This window comes from Streptomyces sp. NPDC102283, from assembly GCF_044766265.1.
In the GTDB taxonomy this organism is placed as follows: domain Bacteria; phylum Actinomycetota; class Actinomycetes; order Streptomycetales; family Streptomycetaceae; genus Streptomyces.
The window spans coordinates 353,058-376,037 of the sequence record NZ_JBIWLQ010000005.1 but is presented as its reverse complement, the minus strand read 5'-3'; the positions used below and the strand labels follow the sequence as shown (position 1 = coordinate 376,037).

The following is a 22,980-nucleotide window of genomic DNA, read 5'->3' as shown; positions in this document are numbered from 1 at the left end:
GTGCGGTGGCAGCCGGCCAGCAGCCGGTCAGCAGCCGGTCAGCCGCCGCACTGGGTGAGCATGGTCCGCTTGTCGGCGGCCGTGACCGGGAGTCCGTACTTCAGCGAGACCTGGGCGAACCGCACCGCGTAGGAGCAGCGGACCGGCTTGTACGGGGGCAGCCAGGAGGCGGGGCCGGAGTCCCGCTTGGCGTTGTTGGCCGGGCCGTCCACCGGGATGAGGTTGAGCGGGTCGTTGGCGATCCGCTCGCGCTTCGCCTCGTTCCAGCGGGCGGCGCCCATCTGCCAGTCGTAGGACAGCGGCATCACATGGTCGATCTGCACCTTGGTCGCCTGCTGCTTGCGCCAGTCGATGCTCTCGCCGGTGTAGGGGTCCTGGAGGGTCATCGACATGACCACGCAGTCGGATCCGGCCTTGTGCTCGATGTCCTTGCCGTCCCGGGCGAGCAGGTCGTTGCGGGTGTCGCAGCCGTTGCGGGCGAGCGGGATGCCGTCGATCCCGTCCTTCCAGGCGTAGCCGAACTTCTTCCGCTCGTAGCCGGTCTTCGGGCCGCGCCCCTTGGTGGCCACCTTCTCGATGATCCGCCGGGCGGCGGCCCGGTCCGCGTCGGTGGTGAGGGGGGCCAGGCCCGGCTTCGTACCGTCGGGGTTGTCCAGCGGGCTGGCGCCGAAGCCCTCGGCGGACCGCGCGCCGCCGTTGGTCCCGCCGCTCGCGCCGGCTCCGCCGCCGCTGTCGGCCGCGAGGTCGTCGGGGCCGCAGCCGCCCGCCAGGGCGATCGCGACGAGAGCGCCGATGGCGGGCAGGGCCGCGCGGTACGTACGGGGAGCTATCACGTGAAGCCGTCCTGACGGGGAGAAAGCCGAGCGCCGAGAATCCTAGGGGCGTCTTCCCCGCCGGGGGCGCTTCCATGACCGCGCTTCAGCACACGATGGGTCCCGGCCCGGTCACACCTTCCCGATGCCGAGGGTGTTCTCGGCAGGCAGCATCCCCGAGCCGATGGCCTCCAGCCAGGGCTTCTCCAGCAGCTTCACCAGCCGCTCGCGCCCCGGCTCCCCCAGCGCCCGCCACGGCGCGGCGGCCTCCTCGTCGGTGCGCAGCTCCACCTTCGCGCGCAGCTCGCGCCCGGCGGCCGAGGCCGTGCCGTCCGCCGCGAGCAACCCGCGCTCCCGGAGCCGCCGCTGGGCCGCGTCCCACACCTCCGCGCCCCATCCCCGGCTCGCGAACACCTCGGTGGACGCCGCGCCGACCGCCGAGAAGGAGACCAGCGACTCGACCGGGTCGAGGCCTGCCCCGGTCAGGGCGGCGATGTGCCCGTCGCCCCGGTGTTCACGCAGAACGGTCGCCGCCTGCCAGAGCACCAGGTGCGGGGCGTCCGGCCAGGGAAGGCCGGAGTTGGCGGGCCCGAGGCCGCCCGGGACCGGCTGCGCCGCCCGAGAGGTCCTGGCGGCCTCGGCCGCGCGGCGGGCCAGTGCGGCGGCCTCCGTGAACTCCGCCCCCTCCACACGGTCCCCGAACAGGGCCCGGTAGGACCGGTCGACCGCCCGCAGCCGGGCGGCGAGAACGTCCTCGGGGGCGGCGGTCGCCCAGACGGCCGGAACACAACGCCCCACCATCGCCGGAGCGAAGCTGTGGAACGTCCGCACCACCTCCTCGGCCCCCACCGCTCCCAGCGGGGCCGCCCGCCAGGCGAAGTAGCTGGACCAGCGCTCCTCGGTGTCATACCCGAGCGCGGCGGCCTCCTCGAAGGCTTCGGGTGCGTGTACAGAACGGCGTGCAGGGGCTCCAGGAGGTGCCACATCTGCCGCACGCGGGTCGGTTCTCCGGTCATGATCTCCACCTTCCCGGAAGGGAGTCGCACATCTTGCCAGTGACTAGATCAGACCTCCAGCATGCGCGCCCCTTCGAAACTTGTCAATGACTAGATGCCGGGTAGGGTGCTGCCATGACCAGTGAGCGCGAGCGCACCTACCACCACGGCGACCTGCGGCGCGTGATCCTGGACGCGGCCCTCGACGTCATCGCGACGAACGGCCCCGGGGCCCTGAGCCTGCGCGACCTGGCCCGGCGGGCCGGCGTCTCGCACGCCGCGCCGGCGCACCACTTCAAGGACCGCACGGGCCTGCTGACCGCCGTGGCCGCCGAGGGATACGCCCTGTTCGCCGACGCGCTGGCCGGGGCGCCGGACCTCCGGGAGCGGGGCGTCGCGTACGTACGGTTCGCGGCGACGCACCCCGCGCACTTCCAGGTGATGTTCCAGCCCGACCTGCACCGCACCGACGACCCGGACCTCCTGGCCGCCCGCGCCCGGGCGACCGAGGCCGTGCGCGCGGGCGTGGCGGACCTCCCGCCGGCCGGCCGGGGCGAGGACGAGCGGCTCGCGGGCCTGGCCGCGTGGTCACTGGCCCACGGCTTCGCGACACTGCTGCTGAGCGGCAATCTGGCCGACGCGGTGGAGGGCCGGGCCCCGGAGGCCGTCTTCCGGTCCCTCACCGGCCTGATCTTCACGTCGGAAAACGGCCGCGCCAGCTGACGGGGCGTCCTCCAGGCTGCCACTCATGGGCGTTTCCTGAGTGACGAACGAGGTCCCGCGGCGGGACCGGAAGCCGCCCGGCGTCCACCGCCGGGCCCGTTCGTATTCCTACGCACCCACCCAGGAGGCCCGCCCATGCCGCACGCCCGACCCACCCACGCCCGCGCTCACCGGCCCTCCGACGGCCTGGACCGCCGCATCGAGCTGCTGCGCGCGACGGCCGAGGCCGATTCCCGTGTGGAGGGCGTCCTGTTGTACGGCTCGTGGACGCTCGGCGAGGCCGACGCCCACTCGGACCTGGACACCTGCCTCTGCGTACGGGAGGAGGACGTCGACGCCTTCGACGGGCGGGAGTTCGTGGAACGGCTGGCCCCGCTGAAGCTGGCGTACACCAACATGTACGGCATCCTCGCCGTGGTCTTCGACGACCTGATGCGCGGTGAGTTCCACGTCGAGCCCACCGGCCCCGGCATCGCGGAGATCCGCACCTGGCGCGGCCAGGTCCACCTGCCCCGCCCGGAAGTCGCCGTCCTCCTGGACCGCACCGGCGAACTGACCGCCGCCGCGCGCGAACTGGCCGCCTTCCGCCCGCCGGAGCCGGTGTCCACCGCCCAGCAGCTGACGGACGAACTGGCCAACTGGACCTTGATGCCGGCCCACATCCAGACCCGGGGCGAGCACGCCCGCGCCTACAACCTGCTGCACGCGGTGATCGCCCCGCTTCAGCTGAAGCTCTGCCGCCTGCTGCGGGGCTCGACCACTCACTGGCTCACCCCGAGCCGCGCCCTGGAGGCGGACCTGCCGCGGACGGACGTCGAGCGGTACGCCACGACGACCGGGCCCTTGACCTCAAAGGCCCTCCGCACGGCGGCGGCGAACAGCTGGCAGTGGAGCCGGGAGCTGGCGGCCGAGGCGGCGGGCCGGTGGGGCATCGATCCGCCGCTGGGGCTGCACGAGGAGATCGCGGAGGCGCTGTCTCCGGCTGAGTGACCTCAGCCGTTCTCGGGCCCGAACTCGTACTGCACCTCGTACAGATGGCCCGCCTTGACCATCGGCGTTGCCTCGATGGGCCGGTCGTCGTCGCTGGGCGTGCCTCCCGGGATGCGGCGGCGCTCGGTGATGGCCGTGCCGCCCGGTGGGAGCGCCGGCGCGTCCGCGACATCCGCCGGAGGTTCGGCATCCGTGACGTCCAGGAGGGTGCTGCGGGCGCGCGTGCCGCCGTTCGCCGTCTCGGTCAGCCGGCGGCAGGGCTCTCCCGAAGGGACGGCGCCATGTACGCGGCGGGCCGTATCGTGCGCTGCCGATGTTCGCGTACGGTCACCGACGCGCCTGCCCGGCCGACCACCAGATGCTCGTCCTTGAGGAGTTGCAGGGCCTTCCGAACGGTGGCGTTGGCGGCGCCGAACCGCTCCTTCAATTGTGCGGTGGAGGGCAAGCTGTCGCCCGGAGCCAAGCTCCCGGACATGATGTCGTCGCGCAGATCAGCGGCGATCCGCTCGTGCAGGGAGCGGCTGTCCGTCTCGCCCGTCTCCGGTCCGTGCACCGTCATCCGATCCTGATCTCGTACCGCAGCTTCTGGCCCCGGGGAGGCATGACCATCACATCGACCTGGATCGGCCGGTCGTGCGCGTCGAGTGTGAGCCGGGCCAGTTCGAGGACCGGCTCACCAATCCTCAGTGCCAGCTCAGCCCGTTCACTCTCGGACGGCATGCGAGCGGCCACGTCTTCCCTGGCACGGACTCCCACGTGCCCGAGTTCGGCGAGCAGCCGGACGGCTCCTCCCCGGATCTTCGCCGTGCCGGCCAGCCCTGTGCCCCGCGCGATCTCCAGCGGGTAGTAGGTGTCGGTCAACTCGCACGGTTCGCCGTCGAGATACATGATCCGCCGCCGCCCGACGACCTGTCCGCCCTGTTCCACCGCGAGCAGGTCGGCCACGCGCTCCGGGGCGGCGACTTCGCCGGCACTCACGATCTTCTGCGTGCCCCGTCGCCCCGCCGACGCCGCCTCGGCACTCCAGACGTCGCCTCCGCCCTCCGCCGTCGTCAGGTAGTGAGCGGACGCGCTGATCAATTCGCCCTCACCCATGGCTTCCTTCCTCGCCGACGACGGACCTCGCCGGTGCACACGGTAGGTGACTCCGTCGGACTTCGGCGTCGACCACCGCGTCGTGGGCAAGACGGTGTGGGCCGCGTTCCAGCGGCCCGCGACGCCGTAGCGGCCCCGGCCAGACGCATCGGGCCCCGCCGGTCAGCCCGGCGGGGCCCGATCGTTCACGCGGCACCAGGCGCTACGACCCCAGGATCGTCGTCAGGAACTCCCCCGTCCACGCCAGCAGTTCGCGGCCGATGACCGGCTTGCCACCGATCTTTCCGGTCGTCGGGCGCGGGACCAGGATCTGGTGCGCGGCCGGCTTGATGATCGTCTTGGGGTGCAGGCGCTTCAGGCGCAGCTCCTGGGACTCGCGCAACTCCACCGGCGCGAAGCGGATGTTGGAGCCCTGGAGGACGATCTCGCCGACGCCGCAGGCGCGGGCCAACATGCGCAGGCCGGCGACCAGGAGGAGGTTCTCGACCGGTTCGGGCAGCGGGCCGTAGCGGTCGGTCAGCTCCTCGCGGACCGCGCGGATGTCGTCCTCCGAAGAGGCCGAGGCGATCGCGCGGTAGGCCTGGAGGCGCAGCCGCTCGCCCGGGGCGTAGTCGTGCGGGACGTGTGCGTCGACCGGGAGCTCGATCTTGACCTCCAGCGGGGGCTCCTCCTGCTCGCCGCCCTCCATCTGGGCCCGGTAGTCGGCGACCGCCTCGCCGACCATGCGGACGTACAGGTCGAAGCCGACGCCCGCGATGTGGCCGGACTGCTCGCCGCCCAGGAGGTTGCCCGCGCCGCGGATCTCCAGGTCCTTCATGGCCACGTACATGCCCGCGCCCATCTCGGTGTGCTGGGCGATCGTGGCCAGGCGCTCGTGGGCGGTCTCGGTGAGGGGCTTCTCCGGGGGGTAGAGGAAGTAGGCGTAGCCGCGGTCGCGGCCCCGGCCCACCCGGCCGCGCAGCTGGTGCAGTTGGGAGAGGCCGAAGTTGTCGCCGCGCTCCACGATCAGGGTGTTCGCGTTGGAGATGTCGATGCCGGACTCGACGATCGTCGTGGAGACCAGGACGTCGAACTTCTTCTCCCAGAAGTCCACCACCACCTGTTCCAGGGCCGCCTCGGACATCTGGCCGTGGGCCGTGGCGATCCTGGCCTCCGGGATGATCTCGCGGAGGCGGGCGGCGGCCCGGTCGATGGACTCGACCCGGTTGTGGATGTAGAAGACCTGGCCCTCGCGCAGGAGTTCACGCCGCACGGCCGCACCGATCTGCTTCTCCTCGTACGGGCCGACGAAGGTGAGGACCGGGTGACGCTCCTCCGGCGGGGTGGTGATCGTGGACATCTCGCGGATGCCGGTGACCGCCATTTCGAGCGTACGGGGGATGGGGGTCGCGGACATCGTGAGCACGTCGACGTTGGCGCGGAGCTTCTTGAGCTGCTCCTTGTGCTCGACGCCGAACCGCTGCTCCTCGTCCACGATGACCAGGCCGAGGTCCTTGAACTTGGTCTCGGAGGAGAAGAGTCGGTGGGTGCCGATGACCAGGTCGACGGCCCCGTCCTTCAGGCCTTCGAGCGTCGCCTTGGACTCCGTGTCCGACTGGAAGCGGCTCAGGGCCCTCACGTTGACCGGGAACTGGGAGTAGCGCTCGGTGAACGTACCGAAGTGCTGCTGGACCAGGAGGGTCGTGGGGACCAGCACCGCCACCTGCTTGCCGTCCTGGACCGCCTTGAACGCCGCCCGGACCGCGATCTCCGTCTTGCCGTAGCCGACGTCGCCGCAGACCAGCCGGTCCATCGGGACCGTCTTCTCCATGTCCTCCTTGACCTCGGCGATCGTGGACAGCTGGTCGGGCGTCTCCGCGTACGGGAAGGCGTCCTCCAGCTCACGCTGCCAGGGGGTGTCCGCGCCGAAGGCGTGGCCGGGGGCGGCCATCCGGGCGGAGTAGAGCTTGATCAGGTCGGCGGCGATCTCCTTGACCGCCTTCTTCGCCCGCTGCTTCGTCTTCGTCCAGTCCGCGCCGCCGAGCCGGTGCAGTGTCGGGGCCTCGCCGCCGACGTACTTGGTGACCTGCTCCAGCTGGTCGGTCGGGATGTAGAGGCGGTCGCCCGGCTGGCCGCGCTTGGCGGGGGCGTACTCGACGAGGAGATACTCGCGGGTCGCGCCCTGGACCGTACGCTGCACCATCTCCACGTACCGGCCCACACCGTGCTGCTCGTGGACGATGTAGTCGCCGACCTCCAGCGTCAGCGGGTCGATCGTCTTGCGGCGGCGGGCCGGCATCCGGCCCAGGTCCTTGGTGGCGGTGCGCTGGCCGGTCAGGTCCGTCTCGGTGAGCACGGCGAGCTTCAGCCCCGGGTCGACGAACCCCTGCTCGATGGCCCCGCAGGAGACGTGCACCAGGGACGGGGTCAGCTCGGTCAGGTCGGCGTCGAGGCGGGCCGCGATGCCCTCGCCGCTCAGCACCTCGACCGTACGGGTGGCGAGGCCCTGGCCCTCCGTCACGTACACCGTGCGCCAGCCGTCGGCCAGCCAGCCCTTGGTGTCGGCGAGCGCGCGGGCGGTGTCGCCCCGGTACGCCTCGGGGGCGTGCATGGAGAGCTGGAGGGTGTCGTCGTCGTGGTCGGCGGCGTCGGCCGCGAACGGCGAGATCGACCACCACATCATGTCCAGCTCACGGGCCCGGTCCCGGACGTCCGCGATGCCCCACAGCGAGGCCGCGCCCACGTCGATGGGGGCCTCGCCGCCGCCCGCGCTCGCCGCCCACGACGCCTGGAGGAACTCCTGGCTGGTGGCGACCAGGTCGGCCGCCCGGGTGCGGACGCGCTCCGGGTCGCAGACGATCGCCATCGCGTCCTTCGGCAGGACGTCGAGCAGCAGCTCCATGTCGTCGACCAGGACCGGGGCCAGGGACTCCATGCCCTCGACCGCGATGCCCTCCGCGATCTTGCCGAGCAGCTCGCCCAGCTCCGGGTGGGCCTCGGCGAGTGCCGCCGCCCGCTCCCGCACCTCGTCGGTCAGCAGCAGCTCACGGCAGGGCGGGGCCCACAGCCCGTGCGCCGCGACCTCCAGGGACCGCTGGTCGGCGATCTTGAAGTAGCGGATCTCCTCGACCTCGTCGCCCCAGAACTCCACCCGAAGGGGGTGCTCCTCGGTCGGCGGGAAGACGTCCAGGATCCCGCCGCGCACGGCGAACTCGCCGCGCTTCTCGACCAGTTCGACCCGGGAGTACGCGGCGGCCGCCAGCGCGTCCACGACCTCCCCCAGATCCGCGCTCTGCCCGCCGCTCAGCGCCACGGGCTCCAGCTCGCCGAGCCCCTTGACCTGCGGCTGGAGCACGGAGCGGATCGGCGCGACGACGACGGAGACCGGCCCCGTCTCCGGGTCGTCCTCGCGGGGATGCGCCAGGCGTCGCAGCACGGCGAGGCGCCGGCCCACGGTGTCCGAGCGGGGCGAGAGCCGCTCGTGCGGCAGCGTCTCCCAGGACGGGTACTCCGCGATGGTGTCCGGCGGCAGCAGCGTGCGCAGGGCGGCGGCCAGGTCCTCCGCCTCCCGGCCCGTCGCGGTGACGGCCAGCACGGTCCGGCCGGTCTGCCGGGCCAGCGCGGCCACGGCGAACGGCCGCGCGCCGGGCGGGCCCACCAGGTCGACGTGTGCCCGGTGCCCGTCCCCGGCGGCCTTCACCGCCTCGGCGAGCGCCGGGTCCGTAACGACGACATCCAGCAGACCGTGCAGGCTCATGAAGTTTCCGTCCGGGGTTCAGATCAGATGCGGCTCAGGGTTCACCGGCAGCCGGCTGCTACCGGGGCAACGCGAAGGGCCCGACACGTCAGGGGTGCCTGATCCGCCGGGCACCCCCGGGGGCCGGGGTGACTTCCAGAGTACGACCCGGGGACGACAGCCGCGCCCGCAACCGGTGAGCCTGCGGTCCGTGCCGCCCCGTCGCCCGCGTCCCCGGCCCGGCCGCCCGCCCGCCCCCACGCACGATCCGGGCCGCCTGCCTCACGCCCGATCCCGGCCGCCGCTCCAGGCCTGACCTTGGCCGCCCGGTTCACACCTGATCCGGATCGGCCGCTTGATGCCCGATCCAGGCCGTCCGGTCCGCGCCCGGCCCGCCGCCCGTCGCGCCGTCACCGCCGCTCGTCGACGGTCGCGCGCCGTTCATCTCCGTCCCGCGCACAGTTCTGCCGGGGATCCTCACAGGAGTGTTCCCAGCGTCTAGTCTTTGCCCGACCCTTGCACGGACACGCGGACGGGCACAGCGGCCGGCCCGCCATCCATGCGGTACGGGGCAGGGTCAACGGCACGAAGCACGGGGCACGGAGTACGGGGCACGGGCGGAGCGAGCAGCGGCCGGGGCGGGCGGCGCGGGGCGATCCCCTCGGCGTACGCCTCCACGGCACCAGGCATCGGGGGCGTACGTGGGCGAGAACGAGATGTCCGTCTTCGGGCTCCCGGAGGCCGAGGAAGAGGTCTACCGGCACTTCCTGCGCAACCCCGGCACCCGCGCCGACGGCCTCCGTCTCCTGCCGCACTCCCGCTCCCGGGAGGCGCGCGCCCTGATCGCGCGGCTCCAGGAGCTGGGGCTGCTGCGCACCGAGGACGCCGAGCGGCGGATCTTCCCGGCGGATCCCGAGGTGGCCCTCACCCGGCTGGTGGACGTCCGGCTGCACACGCTGCATCAGGAGTTGCAGCGCGTCACCCGGTCGCGGCACGTCATTGACGGTCTACGCGCGGAGCAGGGGGCCCGTACACCCCCTCCCGACACCTCGCGGGGCGCACTCCTGGCCCACCGCAGCGGCCTGGTCTCCAGCATCGTCTCCCTGTGCGAACGGATCTGGGACCAGGCCGACGAGCTGTCCCGGGCGGGCGACGGCACGGGGAGCGGCGAGGGCGCCGCCGTTCCCCGCCCTTCCGGCATCGAGCGGCGGGTGCTGGTGTCGATGTGCACGGTGGGCAAGGACGAGGCGGGCGCGCGGGAGCTGGGGGTGTCGGTGCGGACCTATCGGCGGCATGTCGCCGATCTGATGCAGACGCTCGGCGCGGCCAGCCGGGCGCAGGCCGCGCTGCTGGCCCGGGAACGCGGTTGGATCTGAGGACCGAAGGCCCGGCCGCGCGAAGGCCCGGCGGCCTCGGCGAGAGGAAACCCGGGTGCGGGAAACGCGGTCGGCCCCGGGACGTTTGGAGGAACGTCCCGGGGCCTGCCGGTCATCCTACGGCGACGCCCGGAGGGTCACCGTTGTCGGGAGGGCGTCGGCTCACCCGTCCGCTGCGATGGCGTTCAGGACGTTCATCCGGCCCGCCCGGAAGGCCGGGACGAGAGCGGCGAACAGTCCGACGAGGGCGGAGCAGGCGAAGACCGTGAGGATCGTCGGCCACGGGATCTCCAGGACCTCCAGCCCCTCCAGCGCCAGCAGCTTCTGGGCCGCGGTGCCCCAGCCCATCCCGAGTCCGAGTCCGAGCAGCGCTCCGAAGAGGGCGATGACCACGGACTCCAGCCGGATCATGCGGCGCAGCTGGCGGCGGGAGAGCCCGATGGCGCGCATCAGGCCGATCTCGCGGGTCCGTTCGACCACGGACAGGGCGAGGGTGTTCACCACACCGAGCACCGCGACGATGATCGCCAGGGCGAGCAGGCCGTACACGATGTTCAGCAACTGGCCGATCTGGTCCTTCAGCTGCTCCTTGAAGTCGGCCTGATTCTGCACCTTGTAGACCGGGTACTCGGCCATCGCGCTCTTCAGGGCCGCGTACGCCTCCTTCTCCTTGCCCTCCTCCGCCTTGCCGAACATGGCCACGTTCTGCGGCATCCGGTCGGCCGGGACGTAGGACGCCGCCGTCGTGAGGTTGGTGTACATCGCGCCGCGGTCGATGTTGGTGTCGTCGGAGGTGATGGCGGCGACCTTCAGCTTCGCCGTCTCCCCCGCCCTGAAGGCGACGGTGAGAGTGTCGCCGACCTTGACCCCGTGCTTCTCGGCGTAGTCCTCGCCGACGGACATGGCGTTCTTGCCGTAGGCCTTCGAGAGGTCGCCGGAGAGCGCGGTGCGCCGGACGTCCTGCTGGTACGTGGGGTCGGCGGCGGTGATCCCCTCGTCCTCGGTCTTTCCGTTCGGGGCGGTGATCTTCGCCTTGACGAAGGTGTAGTCGGTCATGTGCTCCAGGCCGGGGACGGCGCGCACGGCGTCGGCGGCCTGGGGCACGATCGGGCGGCCGGTGCTGCTGTCCTGGACGATGAAGTCCGCGCCGACCGACTTGTCGAGCTCCTCGGTGGCCGAGGCCACCATGGAGGACCCGACGACGGACAGGCAGGCCACCAGGGCGAGCCCGATCATCAGGGCGGCTCCGGTCGCTCCCGTACGCCGGGGGTTGCGCAGGGCGTTGCGCTCGGCCAGCCGGCCGACCGGGCCGAAGAGCCGCAGGACGACGACGCTCAGGGCCCGCACCACCACACCGGCCAGGAGTGGGCCGATCACGATGAAGCCGATCAAGGTCAGCAGTACGCCGAGGGCGAGGAACATCGAGCCTTCGGTGGCCTTGTCCGCCTGGGTCGTCGCCCACAGGGACGCGCCGCCCGCCGCCGTCAGGAACAGACCGATACCGGCCCTGATCCAGCCGGACTTGCCGTCTGCGGGGGTCCCGGCGTCGCGCAGCGCGGCCATCGGCGAGACCATGCCGGCCCGGCGGGCCGGGATGTACGCGGCGAGGACGGTGACGACGACGCCGAGCACGAGGCCGATCACCGGGGTCGTCCAGGCGACGGTGAGGTCGCCGGTGGACAGCTCCATGCCCACCGCGCCCATCGCCTTCATCAGGCCGACGGCCAGTCCGACGCCGGCCGCGACGCCGAGCAGGGAGCCGACGATGCCGAGGAGGACCGCCTCCACCAGCACGGACCGGTTGACCTGCTTGCGGCTGGATCCGATGGCCCGCATCAGACCGATCTCGCGGGTCCGCTGGGCGACCAGCATCGAGAAGGTGTTGACGATGAGGAAGATGCCGACGAGGAAGGCGATCCCGGCGAAACCGAGCATCGCGTACTTCATGACGTCCAGGAAGGACCCCATGGAGTCCTTGTTGGCGTCCGTGGCCTCCTGCTGGGTCTGGAGCTTGTACGCGGCCGAGCCGTCGAGGGCGGTGGCGACGTTCTGCTTCAGCCGGGTGTCGCTGACGCCGCTCTCCGCGCTCACCAGGATCTGGGTGAAGACGTCGGGAGCGCCGAGCAACTGCTTCTGTGCGGTTGCGGTTTCGAGGTAGACGACGGCCGCGCCCGGGTTGGTGACGGTGAAGGACGCGATGCCGCTGATCTTCGCCTTCATGTCGCCGGTGGCGGCGATGATGCGCAGCTCGTCACCGATCTTCAACCCGTGCTTGTCCGCGGTGTCGGCGTCGACCATCGCCTCGGTGGGGCCGCGGGGTGCGTGTCCGGAGGTGATCTCCATCGAACGCAGGTCGTTCCCGGTCCAGTTGCTCGCGATGGTCGGGGCTCCGGTCTCGGAGCCCACGTTCTTGTTCTCGCTGTCGACGACGGTGACCGCCATGGAGAAGACGGAGCCCTCCGCCTTCTTCACCCCGTCGGCCTTCGCGACCTCCTGGACGGCGGAGGCGGGCAGCGAGGCGGGCTTGCCGTTGTCGGGCTGCTCGTCGTTCCCGCCGGCCGTCTTCGGGCTGACGGTGACGTCGGGCGAGGTCACCGCGAAGAGCTTGTCGAAGGTGGTGTTCATCGTGTCGGTGAAGACGAGCGTGCCGCAGACGAACGCCACGGACAGCAGCACCGCCACGGCGGAGAGGGCCATCCGGCCCTTGTGCGCGAGGAAGTTGCGCACCGAGGTCTTCCAGACAGTCATGACGTCCGCCCACGTGCGTCGAAGTGCTTCATGCGGTCGAGGACCTGGTCCGCGGTCGGGTCGTACATCTCGTCGACGATGGATCCGTCGGCGAGATACAGCACCCGGTCCGCGTAGGAGGCGGCGACGGGGTCGTGGGTGACCATGACGATGGTCTGGCCCAGCTCGTCGACCGACTTGCGGAGGAAGGACAGGACTTCGGCCCCGGCGCGGGAGTCCAGGTTCCCGGTGGGCTCGTCACCGAAGATGATCTCCGGCCGGGCGGCGAGCGCCCTGGCGACGGCGACGCGCTGCTGCTGACCGCCCGAGAGCTCGGTGGGGCGGTGCTTGAGGCGCTCGGCGAGCCCGACGGTCTCCACGACCTGCTGGAGCCATGCGGCGTCGGGCTTGCGGCCCGCGATGTCCATCGGCAGCGTGATGTTCTCCAGTGCGTTGAGCGTCGGGAGCAGGTTGAACGCCTGGAAGATGAACCCGATCCGGTCGCGCCGGAGCTGGGTGAGCTTCTTGTCCTTGAGCTTGGTGATCTCGGTCTCGTCGAGATAGATCTCGCCCGACGTCACCGTGTCGAGCCCGGCCAGGCAGTGCATCAGGGTCGACTTGCCGGAGCCGGACGGGCCCATGATCGCCGTGAACTGCCCGCGGGCGATGTCCACATCGACGTGGTCGAGCGCGACGACCCGGGTCTCCCCGGTGCCGTATGCCTTCACGACCTGCCGCGCTCGCGCCGCGACGGCCGTACGCCCTCCAGTGCCCCCGTGCCTGGGAATGGTCACAGCCGTTGTCACGGTATTTCTCCTATGTCGGTCGATGACTGGACGTCATTGGGTACGGTCCGAGTCTGGTTTCTGAACGGTGTCCGGCGCGATGGTGCCCAGCGCAGTCTTCAGGTGGGGTTTTCCCTACCTGCCCCCCTGCGGCGGCCCGTAGCGGCGACGTAAGAACAGGTTAAGGAAACGCCCCCCGCCGCCACGTCCTCCGCCGGGAGGAACGGGCCCTGGCCACTATGAGGGGGCGCCCCCTAGGGGACTCGTCCCCCAGAGGGAGGCGAGGTCAGGGGCACCGTTCGCCGGGGCGGGACCGCGGGCGGGGCGGCCGACCAACCGGAGCGGAGGGGTCCGCCGGTGCCCCATGAGCCGCCCTGCCGCTTCCCCTCGCTTCCCCTCGCTTCCCCTCGCCGATCCCGCGATCGTTCTCCTCGTCCCGCCCCGCCCCGTACGGCGCTCCCGGATGAGACAGTGCCCCGGGAGATACGTGCATAGGGAAGGAAACCCGGTGAGCGGCACGGACGACAAGAGCGACGTGAGCGCGGGCGGCACAGCCGACCCCGGCGCGGGCGCGAGTACGGATACGGGCTCCGGCTCCGGCTCCGGCTCCGGCGCGAGTACGGATACGGGTACGAGCTCCGGCGCGGGCGCGGGCGCGGGCGCGGACGGGAACGCGGACGGTAACGCGGACGGGAACGCGGACGGCACGAAGATGTCGCCCGCCCTCACCACCCCCCGCGGTCGCCGCCCCGTCGTGGCGGCGCTCATGCTCGGCATGGCGCTGGCGGCCATCGACGGCACCATCGTGTCCACCGCAGTCCCCCAGATCGTCGGCGACCTGGGCGGGCTCGCCGTCTTCTCCTGGCTCTTCTCCGGCTATCTGCTGGCCGTCACCGTCACGCTCCCCCTGTACGGAAAGCTCTCCGACACCTTCGGACGCAAGCCGGTACTGATAGCCGGAATCATCCTGTTCCTGATCGGCTCGATCCTCTGCGCGGCCGCCTGGAACATGGGCGCGCTCATCGCGTTCCGCATCGTCCAGGGCCTGGGCGGCGGCGCGCTCCAGGGCACGGTCCAGACCATCGCGGCCGACCTCTACCCCCTCAAGGAACGCCCGCGCATCCAGGCGAAGCTGTCGACGGTGTGGGCCACCTCCGCGGTCGCCGGGCCGGTGGTCGGCGGGCTGCTCGCCGGGTACGCCGACTGGCGGTGGATCTTCCTGATCAACCTCCCGGTCGGCGCGGTCGCGCTCTGGCTGATCGTCCGCCACCTCCACGAACCCGCCCGCCCCCGCCCGGCCGCCCGGCCCCGCGTCGACTGGGCGGGAGCGCTCGCCGTCTTCGCGACCGGCGCCCTGCTGCTCACCGCACTCGTACAGGGCGGCGTCGCGTGGCCCTGGCTCTCGGCGCCCTCGCTCGGCCTGTTCGGGGCGAGCGCGGTGCTGGCCGCGCTCACCGTCGTGATCGAGCGGCGGGCGGCGGAGCCGATCATCCCGGGCTGGGTGTGGCGTCGGCGCACCATCGCCTCGGTCAACCTGGCGCTCGGCGCGTTGGGCCTGCTGATGGTCGCGCCGACCGTCTTCCTCCCCACGTACGCCCAGTCGGTGCTGGGCCTCGGGCCGATAGCGGCCGGGTTCGTGCTCTCGGTGATGACGCTGAGCTGGCCCGTCACCGCGGCCCTGTCCGACCGGGTCTACAACCGCATCGGCTTCCGGCTCACCGCGATCATCGGCATCGGCGCCGCCCTGCTGATCCTGCTGGCCTTCCCCCTGCTCCCCTACCCCGGCGAGCCCTGGCACCCGGCCCTGCTCATGCTCCTGCTCGGCGCGGCCCTCGGCCTCTTCCAACTCCCCCTGATCGTGGGCGTCCAGTCCACGGTCGGCTGGGCGGAGCGCGGTACGACGACGGCGTCCGTCCTCTTCTGCCGCCAGCTCGGCCAGAGCATCGGCGCTGCGCTCTTCGGGGCGGTCGCCAACGGCGTCCTCGCCGCACGCCTCCTCGACGCCCCGGTGGCCGGCCTCCCCGACGACCTGGACGCGGTCGCCCGCGCCCTGGAGGACCCGGGCACCCTCTCCGCGGCGGCGACGGACTACCTGCGCCGGGCGGTCGACGCCGCGGTGGACCACGTCTACATCGGGGCCGCCGGAGCCGCGGCCCTGGCCCTCCTCGCCCTGATCACCCTGGCCCCGCGCCGCTTCCCGGTCATCACCGAGACCGCCGAGGCCCCGAGGACCACCGGGGCGGCGGACCGGCAGGACAGCCCTTCCTAGAACCCGGCGCCCTTCGAACCGTTCTCCGGGTCGAGCAGGGGCATGGCCGCGAAGGCGTGGTCCGCCCAGATCCGGCGGGATTCATCGTTGGCGTACGGGGCGATCCCCGTGGCGGTGTCCATGAGCCGGGTGAGACGGCCCGGGGCGCGGTACGGGGACCAGCCCGGGTGTCCGTCCTTGGCGAAGGAGGTCCATGCCCGGCGGAAGTGGGCGGACACGGCCTCGGCCTCGTCGCGGGCTTCGCCGATGAACGTGGCGCTGAACTCCGTGGTGAAGTCGCCGAAGGTGAGCGGGACATCCAGGCCGTGGCAGGCCCCGGCGACGCCGCCGAAGGCGGGTGCGGGCCAGGTGAGTTCGTAGACGTGCGCCTGGCCGCCGGCTTCGGCCTGCGCCTCGGCGAGGTGGACCGTGGGCATGCGGAACAGCCAGTCGGAGTGCACCAGTTCGTACAGGCGCTCGGCCGAGGCGCCCGGGAAGGCTTCGCGATAGGCCCGCTCGCCGTCCGGGGCGGGGGCCAGGGTGCCGAGCGCGGCACGTGCCTGGTCCTCGGTCACCTTGCCGATGAGTCCACCGAGGAAGAGCGCGAAGCGGAATTCGTCGCGGGTGTGCCCGGTGAGCAGGTCCACCTGGCGGGCCGAGCCCGCGGCCACGGACCGCCAGGGCGCCGCCGGCAGGACGTCGCCGTCGACGACGGGGCAGATGAGCATGGAGGTGTCGGCGATGGCGCCCCAGCGCCGGGTGTACTGCCGGGATACGGCGATGTGCGCGCCGGTGGCCTGTGCGAGGGCCGCCGGCGACAGGGCGGCGAGGTCCGTCATGGTCGCTTCCACCCCCAGGGAGGAGGTGATGGTGGAGGCGATGTCCGCTGCGAGGTCCGGTGAGAGGAAGGTTCCCGGCACGCTCTGCGCGATGGCCCGGCCGAACAGACCCCGAGCGCGCGGAACGGCCAGGAGGGCGGCGATGGAACCCGCTCCCGCGGACTCGCCGAAGACCGTGACCCGGCCGGGGTCACCACCGAAGGCGGCGATGTTCTCCCGCACCCATTCCAGTGCGGATATCTGATCGAGCAGGCCGCGGTTGGCGGGGGCGCCCTCGATGTGGCCGAACCCCTCGAAGCCGACCCGGTAGTTGAGGGTGACGAGGACGACCTCGCCCTCCCGGGCGAGCCTGGCGCCGTCGTACTCGCTGGACATGCCCATGGTGTAGCCGCCGCCGTAGATCCACACCATGACCGGCAGCCGCGCCCCCGCAGACGGCTCGGGGGTCCAGACGTTCACCGTGAGCCAGTCGTCGCCGCCCGGTACGTCCGTCTCCGCCGTGGCCGACGGGACCATCGGCATCGGGGTCTGCACCGGCGGCGGACCGAAGGAGAACGCGTCGCGCACGCCGTCCCACGGCTCCGGGGGGCGGGGGGAGGCCAACCGCGCCTCGCCGACCGGCGGTCGCGCGTAGGGAATACCGCGGAAGACGGCCAGGCCGCCCTCCGCTCGTCCGCGGACCGCACCGGACGCGGTGCGAACCACCGGGCCCGCACTCCCGGCTTCGGCTGTCGAAGGCTTGCCTGTCGTCATGAGGACTCCATTCGTTCCGTCCGGACCGGCTTCCCGGCCGGGCGCCATGGGCGTGCGGAGCGGCACCGACAGCCTCGGGCTCCGGCGGCCGACGCGATGCCATCCGCGTGGATACGAGGCACCACTATCTTGATAGGCAATTCGATACTTGCCTATCGTGGGGGGCGCGCCGGACGATGCCCTCAAGGCCCTGGCCGAGCACACCCGGAAGAATCGGCCGGCGGATCTCGGGGCGCGTACGACGAGGGTGAGCCGCGCTTCTTGATCACGTGGGTCCGGTGGGTACAACCCTTGGCCGGATCCAGCCGTCTGTACGCATGCAGATCAACTGCATTCGAACGCGCAGTGACCATCGGGTGAACGCACCCGGGACGTTCCCGCGCACTCTCCCTTAGGAGTCCGCGTGACTGCCCGCACCCTCGGTACACGCCTGGTCCTCGCCATCACCGTGGCATCCGCCGTCGCCAGCCTGCCGCACGTCGCCCATGCGGCCGCGCCGACCGGCCCCGTACAGGCGACGACCGCCCCCGCCGGGCCGCAGGACGACTTCAACGGTGACGGGTACGGCGATCTGGCGTTCTCGGCGCCCGGGGCGACGGTCAACGGTTTCGCCGGTGCCGGATTCGCCGGAGTGGTCTACGGGTCGAGCAGTGGCCTGAAACCTGCCACCAAGCAGGTCCTCACCCAGAACTCGGCCGGCATCCCCGATGTCGCGGAGACCGGGGACCGCTTCAGCAGCACGCTCGTCTCCGCCGACCTCGACAAGGACGGATACACCGACCTGGTGGTCGGCTCGGCGGGTGAGGACGGTGCCGGCGTGGACGCCGGGACGCTGACCGTCGTATGGGGTGGTGCGGCCGGGCTGTCGGGTGGGGCCACACTCCTGGTGGGCACCCCGTACAGCGAGGTCGGCAGCGAACTGACCGCGGGCGACTTCGACGGGGACGGGCTCAAGGACCTCGCCACGTTCGTGCACGACGACCTCCAGGTCCTGGCGGGGCCGTTCACCCGCACCGGAGCCGCGGCCTCCGCCACCCTGACGCCGTATGCCACGCACCGGTGGTTCGAGCTCAGGGCGGGCGATGTCAACGGCGACGGGCGAGACGATGTCGTGGGTGTCTCCCACCACGACAGCGAGGACGACCTGCGGATGGTATCCGTCGCCGCGGGCAGCCCCACCGGTCCAGGTCGCTTCAGCGCAACGACCGGAGCCGACGGGCACCGGCTGGAGGCCGGGGAGAAGCTCGCCGTCGGCAACGTGAACGGCGACGCGTACGCCGACATCGTCGTGGGCCGCCTCGAAGGCTACGACAGCGACGTCGACCACCCCCTCTCGCTCGGCGGCCTGGTCACCTATGTGCCGGGCAGCGCCGCGGGCGCCCAGGGCGCCAAGGCGAAGGTCTTCAACCAGGACTCCGCGGGCGTGCTCGGCGTCGCCGAGCGCGGCGACCTGTTCGGCCAGTCCCTCGCCATCGCCGACACCAACGGGGACGGCTACGGGGAGGTCGCGGTCGGGGTGCCGGGCGAGGCGCTCGGCACGGTCGCACGGGCGGGCGGGATCGTGATCCTGCCGGGCACGGCGGCCGGCCCGACGGGCACGGGTTCGACGGGCTTCAACCAGACCACCGAGGGCATCACGGGGACGGCGGAAGCGGGCGACCTCTTCGGCGGTGCGGCCGCGTTCGTGGACGGCAACAAGGACGGCCGCGCCGAACTGGCCGTGGGCGCACCCGGCGAGAACGCCGGTGAGGGTTCCCTCTGGGTCGTTCCGTCGATGAAGACCGGAACCGGCTCCTTCACGTTCGGCCACGGCACGCTGGGCACGGTGGCGGTCAAGGCGGCCCTGGGGTCGTCCTTCAGCCGCTGAGTAGTGCGACGCCGCCCCCGGCCTCCTGCCGCGGGCGGCGCCCGCCGATGACCGGACCCAGTACGCGAACGAACGTGGACCTGCCCGTCGTAGCGGCCACGACGTGAGCGCTACCGCTGCCTGCGGGGAGTACCGTCACCGGCCTGCGCGTCGGGGTGACCGTGCCGTCGGCCGCGAGCTCTGCGGACGCAAGCACCCCGTCGACGTACAAGGGCGACGAGCGCCGGCAGCCGCTGCACAACGCCGCGGCCTCCTGCAACGGCGAGAACGCGTGCGTGTCCGGCCCGACCACCGGATGTCGTTCCGCTACTACGGGCAGGCCTTCTATACGGGCGGGGCCTTCTCTTACGGGCAGGCCTTCCTGGGCGAACAGACCTCGCCGCAGAATGCCGCCCGCCGGGACCGTCCGGTTACCGGCGATACCGAGCCACGGGCCGTCCGCACGCAAGGCCGCCAGGGACTCTCGTACGTTCAGGGGTACAGATCCGTGTCCGTGCGCGGGTCGAAGTGCTCAGGCCGCGCTGCGACGGCCGAGTGATCGTGCGGTGGAAGGCCCGCCCTTCCGGCAGGGGGGCAGGCTTCCGCCCGGTCCGGTGGACAGCTCCGCCCCACGACGGGCGGCGACGCGTCCCCGCGGTACGTAGGCATTCCCCGAAGCTCGGGCCCCGAGTCCCGGGCTTCGGGGTTCGGGGTTCGGGGTTCGGGCTCCGGGACGGTCGGGTCACTCTTCCGGGGTACGTGAGCGGGTCCCCGGCCCGAAGCTCGGGTGCCGGGACTCGGGCGTCGGGATGCGGGACCCGGGGTTCGAGCGCCTTCTTTAACCGGCAGGGAGAAATAGGGGGTTGGGGAAAACCTCCCCTACCTCCCTGCCCCGTAACGGGCAGCAAGTATGACTAATGGTGACAGCTTGCGGCACAGCGTCACGACTGCTTACGGTGCGAGAACCAAACGACCCCGACCGGTGTTAGAGCACCAGGCCGGGGTCTCACCACAAGATCGATAACCCAGAAAGCCGATCCCATGGCTACCAAGCACTTTAGCTCTGCCCTGCCTGCACCAGTGGCCTCCGCCGCGTACCCGATGGCCAAGCCCGGCTACGGCAAACGCTCCGCACCGGACCAACAGGCCCGTACGCGAGATGACTTCGCTCTCCTGCCGACCCGTGAGCGGTACGTCGCCGGGTTCGTCGACCACCTCCCCGATGGTGCCGCGATGAGCGTGAAGACGCTCGCGAAGCAGCTTCCGCTCTACGGCCAGCAGGCCATCTCCACCGCTCTCACGGCCTTGTCCGTCGCCGGGCATCTGCGGCGCGTGCGGTGCGCGGTCGGCGGTGCGGGCGAGGAGACGCGCTGGGTCTTCCGCACGTTCTGGTCGCGCACGGCCCGGGACAACGAGTGGTGGAACACCTACCTCGCCACCGAGAAGGCCACCCTGGCCGCAGCCCCCGCGCCGGAGACGTCCGTCCCCGACACGGCACCGCCGCCACCGTGGGCCCCGCCCGAGGAACCGCCGCCACCTGCACCGGAGGCGTCCGACACGGACCAGGCTCCCGAACCCACTGCCGTGCCGCACCAGCGCACCCCGCCGCAGGCACCGGACGCAGAGCCGACTGCGCCCCCACCGCCCGCTTCGGGCGCTGCCCCGGCATCGCCCCGCACCTCCGAGGGCGACCCATCCCCCGCCTACCTCGCCCTGGCCCGCCTCGGCCGCGACGATCACCGCTTGGCCCTCTCCGCCGACGACTGCGCCGCCCTGGAAGCACAGGCAGCACAGTGGCTCGCCCGGGGCGTCAGCGTCGACTACCTGACCAGCGCCCTCACCGCGGGACTCCCCGCCCAGGTCGACAGCCCCCTCGGATTCCTCCGCCGCCGCCTCACCGACAAGATCCCACCCCGCCTGACCACCGAGAACACCCGGCCCGCCGCCCCCGCCCCGGCTCGCCGCCTCCTCATGGAATGCACCGACTGCGGACGCCCCGGCCAGCCAGAAGCCCTCCCCGACGGCCTCTGCCGCCCCTGCCGCACAACCCACACCGGCTCCGGGGGCGGAGAGAACACGACCCGCCCGATCGAGATCGCCGACGTCAAAGCACACATGAGCAACCTTCGCGACCTGCTCAAACCCGTCTGACCTCCACAGTCCGGCTGGTCTCACGGTCCTGGCATACCGAAGCCATCAGCAAGGTGCACTCCACCTTCCTCTTCAAGACATCGCCCCCTGCCGCCCCGGAAAGGGCAGAATCACTCCCAAGCCTGCAGAGCTTCAAGCAAAGCCATTTGCAACACAGAGGGCAATATGTCCAATTCTCAACAAGTGGGTAAATTCAGCCCCGTCTCCACATAAACCCGCAGGTCACGAACTGTGGTCCCTGCGCACGCGGGGATGGTCCCCGGACGCCTTGATCAGGACTTCCGTCATCTGGGTGGTCCCTGCGCACGCGGGGATGGTCCCATCGGCACACAGCTCACGCCAGTGCTGGAGCGGTGGTCCCTGCGCACGCGGGGATGGTCCCCCGGGTGATCCCGCGCCGGTAGTACCTGACAGGTGGTCCCTGCGCACGCGGGGATGGTCCCGGACCGACCGCCGTCCCGTTGCCCTGGACGTGGTGGTCCCTGCGCACGCGGGGATGGTCCCGGCTTGCGATGCCGAGACCTTTACCGCCTTGAGTGGTCCCTGCGCACGCGGGGATGGTCCCACCGCGTACACGTTCAAGGTGGCGGCGGTGACGTGGTCCCTGCGCACGCGGGGATGGTCCCGTAGAAGCGCGCGTTGCCGTCGACCGTGGCGTGGTCCCTGCGCACGCGGGGATGGTCCCTTTAGTGCGCTAACGTTCGGGGCGTACCGCAGGTGGTCCCTGCGCACGCGGGGATGGTCCCGCCGACCCGGACGCGCCCAAGGGCTTCTACAGGTGGTCCCTGCGCACGCGGGGATGGTCCCTTCATACGGCTCGCGTACTCCACGTTCCAGGCGTGGTCCCTGCGCACGCGGGGATGGTCCCAAGTGGTTCGGGCGCAACATGGGCGATCCCAAGTGGGCACTGCGCACGCGGGGATGGTCCCCTCACCGAGAGCGTGCCGCTCCCCGACGCGGTGTGGTCCCTGCGCACGCGGGGATGGTCCCCCGACCCCGATGTTCTTCACGGCCGAGAGGAAGTGGTCCCTGCGCACGCGGGGATGGTCCCGTCATTCGTCTCCCCTGACGCTCCTGGCTGCAGTGGTCCCTGCGCACGCGGGGATGGTCCCAGGCTGGCGATCGTCTTGCCGGATCGAACCGAGTGGTCCCCGCGCACGCGGGGATGGTCCCCACCAGTGCGTGACGGCCGGTGGGGTGTCGGGCGTGGTCCCTGCGCACGCGGGGATGGTCCCCTCCCGGCGGTGGAGGAGCCCCTGGTCGCTTAGTGGTCCCCGCGCACGCGGGGGTGGTCCCCAGAACGCCCGCCGGTCCGGGATCGGGGACGCGTGGTCCCCGCGCACGCGGGGATGGTCCCCAGGACAGCTTCCCCGCCCACTGCGTGGCAGGGTGGTCCCCGCGCATGCGGGGGTGGCCCCTCGGGCAGGTCCTCTAGCGTCGGCTCGGTCTCGTGGTCCCCGCGCACGCGGGGTTGATTCCCGCGCGTGCCCGTTCCCGACGTTTTGGCCGGCGTGGTCCCGCGCATGCGAGGGTGGTCCCCGCGCACGCTGGGGTGGTCCCGGGTTCGTCGTGCCGTAGTCGATGCCCAACCAGTGGTCCCCGCGCACGCGGGGGTGGTCCCCTTCGCGTCGATCACGACGAGCCGCCGGGGCGGTGGTCCTCGCGCACGCGGGGGTGGTCCCGAGTACGACCGGCTGGGGCAGCGCAAGCTCGGGTGGTCCCCGCGCACGCGGGGATGGTCCCATGGTCTTGGATTTGTAGTCGTAGCCGGCCGCGTGGTCCCCGCGCACGCGGGGGTGTTCCCCTGACCACGATGGGCAAGGCGCTCGGCAACGGGTGGTCCCCGCGCATGCGGGGGTGGTCCCGGCAGCTACCACGGGTGGCACGATGCCGTGATGTGGTCCCTGCGCGTGCGGGGGTGGTCC

General features: G+C 71.8%; 12 protein-coding genes, 3 pseudogenes and 1 CRISPR repeat array (1 of these 16 cut by a window edge). Of the genes and pseudogenes, 6 read left to right on the top strand and 9 right to left on the bottom strand.

What is annotated here, in order from left to right; all coding sequences use genetic code 11:
* Positions 1 to 38: 38 nt before the first annotated feature.
* On the bottom strand, positions 39 to 833 hold the full coding sequence (locus tag ACIRJT_RS13135) for an HNH endonuclease family protein (protein WP_403908065.1): 795 nt from the start codon (positions 831 to 833) through the stop codon (positions 39 to 41).
* 111 nt (positions 834 to 944) lie between these two features.
* A pseudogene (locus ACIRJT_RS13130) lies at positions 945 to 1,828 on the bottom strand (hypothetical protein).
* A gap of 114 nt (positions 1,829 to 1,942) precedes the next feature.
* On the opposite strand from ACIRJT_RS13130, the gene ACIRJT_RS13125 reads away from it, so the two are divergent.
* Together ACIRJT_RS13125 and ACIRJT_RS13120 are read left to right on the top strand one after the other, a co-directional pair.
* A complete protein-coding gene (locus ACIRJT_RS13125) occupies positions 1,943 to 2,530 on the top strand; it encodes a TetR/AcrR family transcriptional regulator (RefSeq protein WP_403908063.1) in 588 nt (195 codons plus the stop codon).
* 135 nt (positions 2,531 to 2,665) lie between these two features.
* Complete coding sequence (locus tag ACIRJT_RS13120) at positions 2,666 to 3,520, top strand: nucleotidyltransferase domain-containing protein (RefSeq protein ID WP_403908061.1); 855 nt, start codon at positions 2,666 to 2,668, stop codon at positions 3,518 to 3,520.
* A 2-nt stretch (positions 3,521 to 3,522) separates the two neighbouring features.
* Here the strand turns inward: ACIRJT_RS13120 and ACIRJT_RS13115 are convergent.
* The 3 genes and pseudogenes from ACIRJT_RS13115 to mfd all read right to left on the bottom strand — a co-directional run bounded on the left by ACIRJT_RS13115 (position 3,523) and on the right by mfd (position 8,351).
* Positions 3,523 to 4,079 (bottom strand): annotated as a pseudogene (locus ACIRJT_RS13115) (GntR family transcriptional regulator).
* On the bottom strand, positions 4,076 to 4,615 hold the full coding sequence (locus ACIRJT_RS13110) for a GntR family transcriptional regulator (RefSeq protein ID WP_403908059.1): 540 nt from the start codon (positions 4,613 to 4,615) through the stop codon (positions 4,076 to 4,078). The pseudogene ACIRJT_RS13115 and the gene ACIRJT_RS13110 overlap by 4 nt, the downstream one beginning before the upstream one ends.
* A 202-nt stretch (positions 4,616 to 4,817) precedes the next feature.
* Positions 4,818 to 8,351, bottom strand: coding sequence for a transcription-repair coupling factor (gene mfd, locus ACIRJT_RS13105; RefSeq protein WP_403908057.1), 3,534 nt, complete (start codon positions 8,349 to 8,351; stop codon positions 4,818 to 4,820).
* A gap of 680 nt (positions 8,352 to 9,031) precedes the next feature.
* Between mfd and ACIRJT_RS13100 the strand changes: the two genes are divergently transcribed.
* Positions 9,032 to 9,706 carry a DNA-binding response regulator gene (locus tag ACIRJT_RS13100; protein ID WP_403908055.1) on the top strand — a complete coding sequence of 225 codons (675 nt, stop codon included), beginning with the start codon at positions 9,032 to 9,034 and terminating at the stop codon, positions 9,704 to 9,706.
* Between the two features lie 162 nt (positions 9,707 to 9,868).
* Here the strand turns inward: ACIRJT_RS13100 and ACIRJT_RS13095 are convergent, their stop codons facing one another.
* Together ACIRJT_RS13095 and ACIRJT_RS13090 are read right to left on the bottom strand one after the other, a co-directional pair.
* Positions 9,869 to 12,454, bottom strand: coding sequence for an ABC transporter permease (locus ACIRJT_RS13095; RefSeq protein ID WP_403908053.1), 2,586 nt, complete (start codon positions 12,452 to 12,454; stop codon positions 9,869 to 9,871).
* Positions 12,451 to 13,239: an ABC transporter ATP-binding protein gene (locus ACIRJT_RS13090; protein WP_371623881.1), complete on the bottom strand. Its 789-nt coding sequence runs from the start codon at positions 13,237 to 13,239 to the stop codon at positions 12,451 to 12,453. The genes ACIRJT_RS13095 and ACIRJT_RS13090 overlap by 4 nt, the downstream gene beginning before the upstream one ends.
* Positions 13,240 to 13,930: 691 nt before the next feature.
* On the opposite strand from ACIRJT_RS13090, the gene ACIRJT_RS13085 reads away from it, so the two are divergent.
* Positions 13,931 to 15,487: an MFS transporter gene (locus ACIRJT_RS13085; protein ID WP_403908251.1), complete on the top strand. Its 1,557-nt coding sequence runs from the start codon at positions 13,931 to 13,933 to the stop codon at positions 15,485 to 15,487.
* Here the strand turns inward: ACIRJT_RS13085 and ACIRJT_RS13080 are convergent.
* Positions 15,484 to 17,058, bottom strand: a complete 1,575-nt coding sequence (locus tag ACIRJT_RS13080; protein WP_403908051.1) for a carboxylesterase/lipase family protein — start codon at positions 17,056 to 17,058, stop codon at positions 15,484 to 15,486. The two genes, ACIRJT_RS13085 and ACIRJT_RS13080, sit on opposite strands and share 4 nt — an antisense overlap.
* Positions 17,059 to 17,461: 403 nt before the next feature.
* Between ACIRJT_RS13080 and ACIRJT_RS13075 the strand changes: the two genes are divergently transcribed.
* Entirely contained in the window at positions 17,462 to 18,925 is a 1,464-nt protein-coding gene (locus tag ACIRJT_RS13075) for a VCBS repeat-containing protein (RefSeq protein WP_403908049.1), read from the top strand.
* Positions 18,926 to 19,283: 358 nt separating this feature from the next.
* Here ACIRJT_RS13075 and ACIRJT_RS13070 read toward each other — a convergent pair.
* Positions 19,284 to 19,456 (bottom strand): annotated as a pseudogene (locus ACIRJT_RS13070) (haloacid dehalogenase); the annotation flags it as partial.
* Positions 19,457 to 19,945: 489 nt separating this feature from the next.
* On the opposite strand from ACIRJT_RS13070, the gene ACIRJT_RS13065 reads away from it, so the two are divergent.
* The gene (locus ACIRJT_RS13065; RefSeq protein ID WP_403908047.1) at positions 19,946 to 21,055 is read left to right on the top strand and encodes a MarR family transcriptional regulator; all 1,110 of its coding nucleotides are present in this window, start codon (positions 19,946 to 19,948) and stop codon (positions 21,053 to 21,055) included.
* A gap of 231 nt (positions 21,056 to 21,286) precedes the next feature.
* A CRISPR array of direct repeats spans positions 21,287 to 22,980; the repeat unit is 29 nt; unit sequence GTGGTCCCTGCGCACGCGGGGATGGTCCC (it continues 62 nt past the right edge of the window).

Bases quoted from the DNA above. Each gene is read 5' to 3' on its own strand.
- ACIRJT_RS13125 (WP_403908063.1), top strand. From the start codon at position 1,943: ATGACCAGTGAGCGCGAGCGCACCTACCACCACGGCGACCTGCGGCGC.
- ACIRJT_RS13120 (WP_403908061.1), top strand. From the start codon at position 2,666: ATGCCGCACGCCCGACCCACCCACGCCCGCGCTCACCGGCCCTCCGAC.
- ACIRJT_RS13110 (WP_403908059.1), bottom strand. From the start codon at position 4,615: ATGGGTGAGGGCGAATTGATCAGCGCGTCCGCTCACTACCTGACGACG.
- mfd (WP_403908057.1), bottom strand. From the start codon at position 8,351: ATGAGCCTGCACGGTCTGCTGGATGTCGTCGTTACGGACCCGGCGCTC.
- ACIRJT_RS13095 (WP_403908053.1), bottom strand. From the start codon at position 12,454: ATGACTGTCTGGAAGACCTCGGTGCGCAACTTCCTCGCGCACAAGGGC.
- ACIRJT_RS13085 (WP_403908251.1), top strand. From the start codon at position 13,931: ATGTCGCCCGCCCTCACCACCCCCCGCGGTCGCCGCCCCGTCGTGGCG.
- ACIRJT_RS13080 (WP_403908051.1), bottom strand. From the start codon at position 17,058: ATGACGACAGGCAAGCCTTCGACAGCCGAAGCCGGGAGTGCGGGCCCG.
- ACIRJT_RS13065 (WP_403908047.1), top strand. From the start codon at position 19,946: ATGGCTACCAAGCACTTTAGCTCTGCCCTGCCTGCACCAGTGGCCTCC.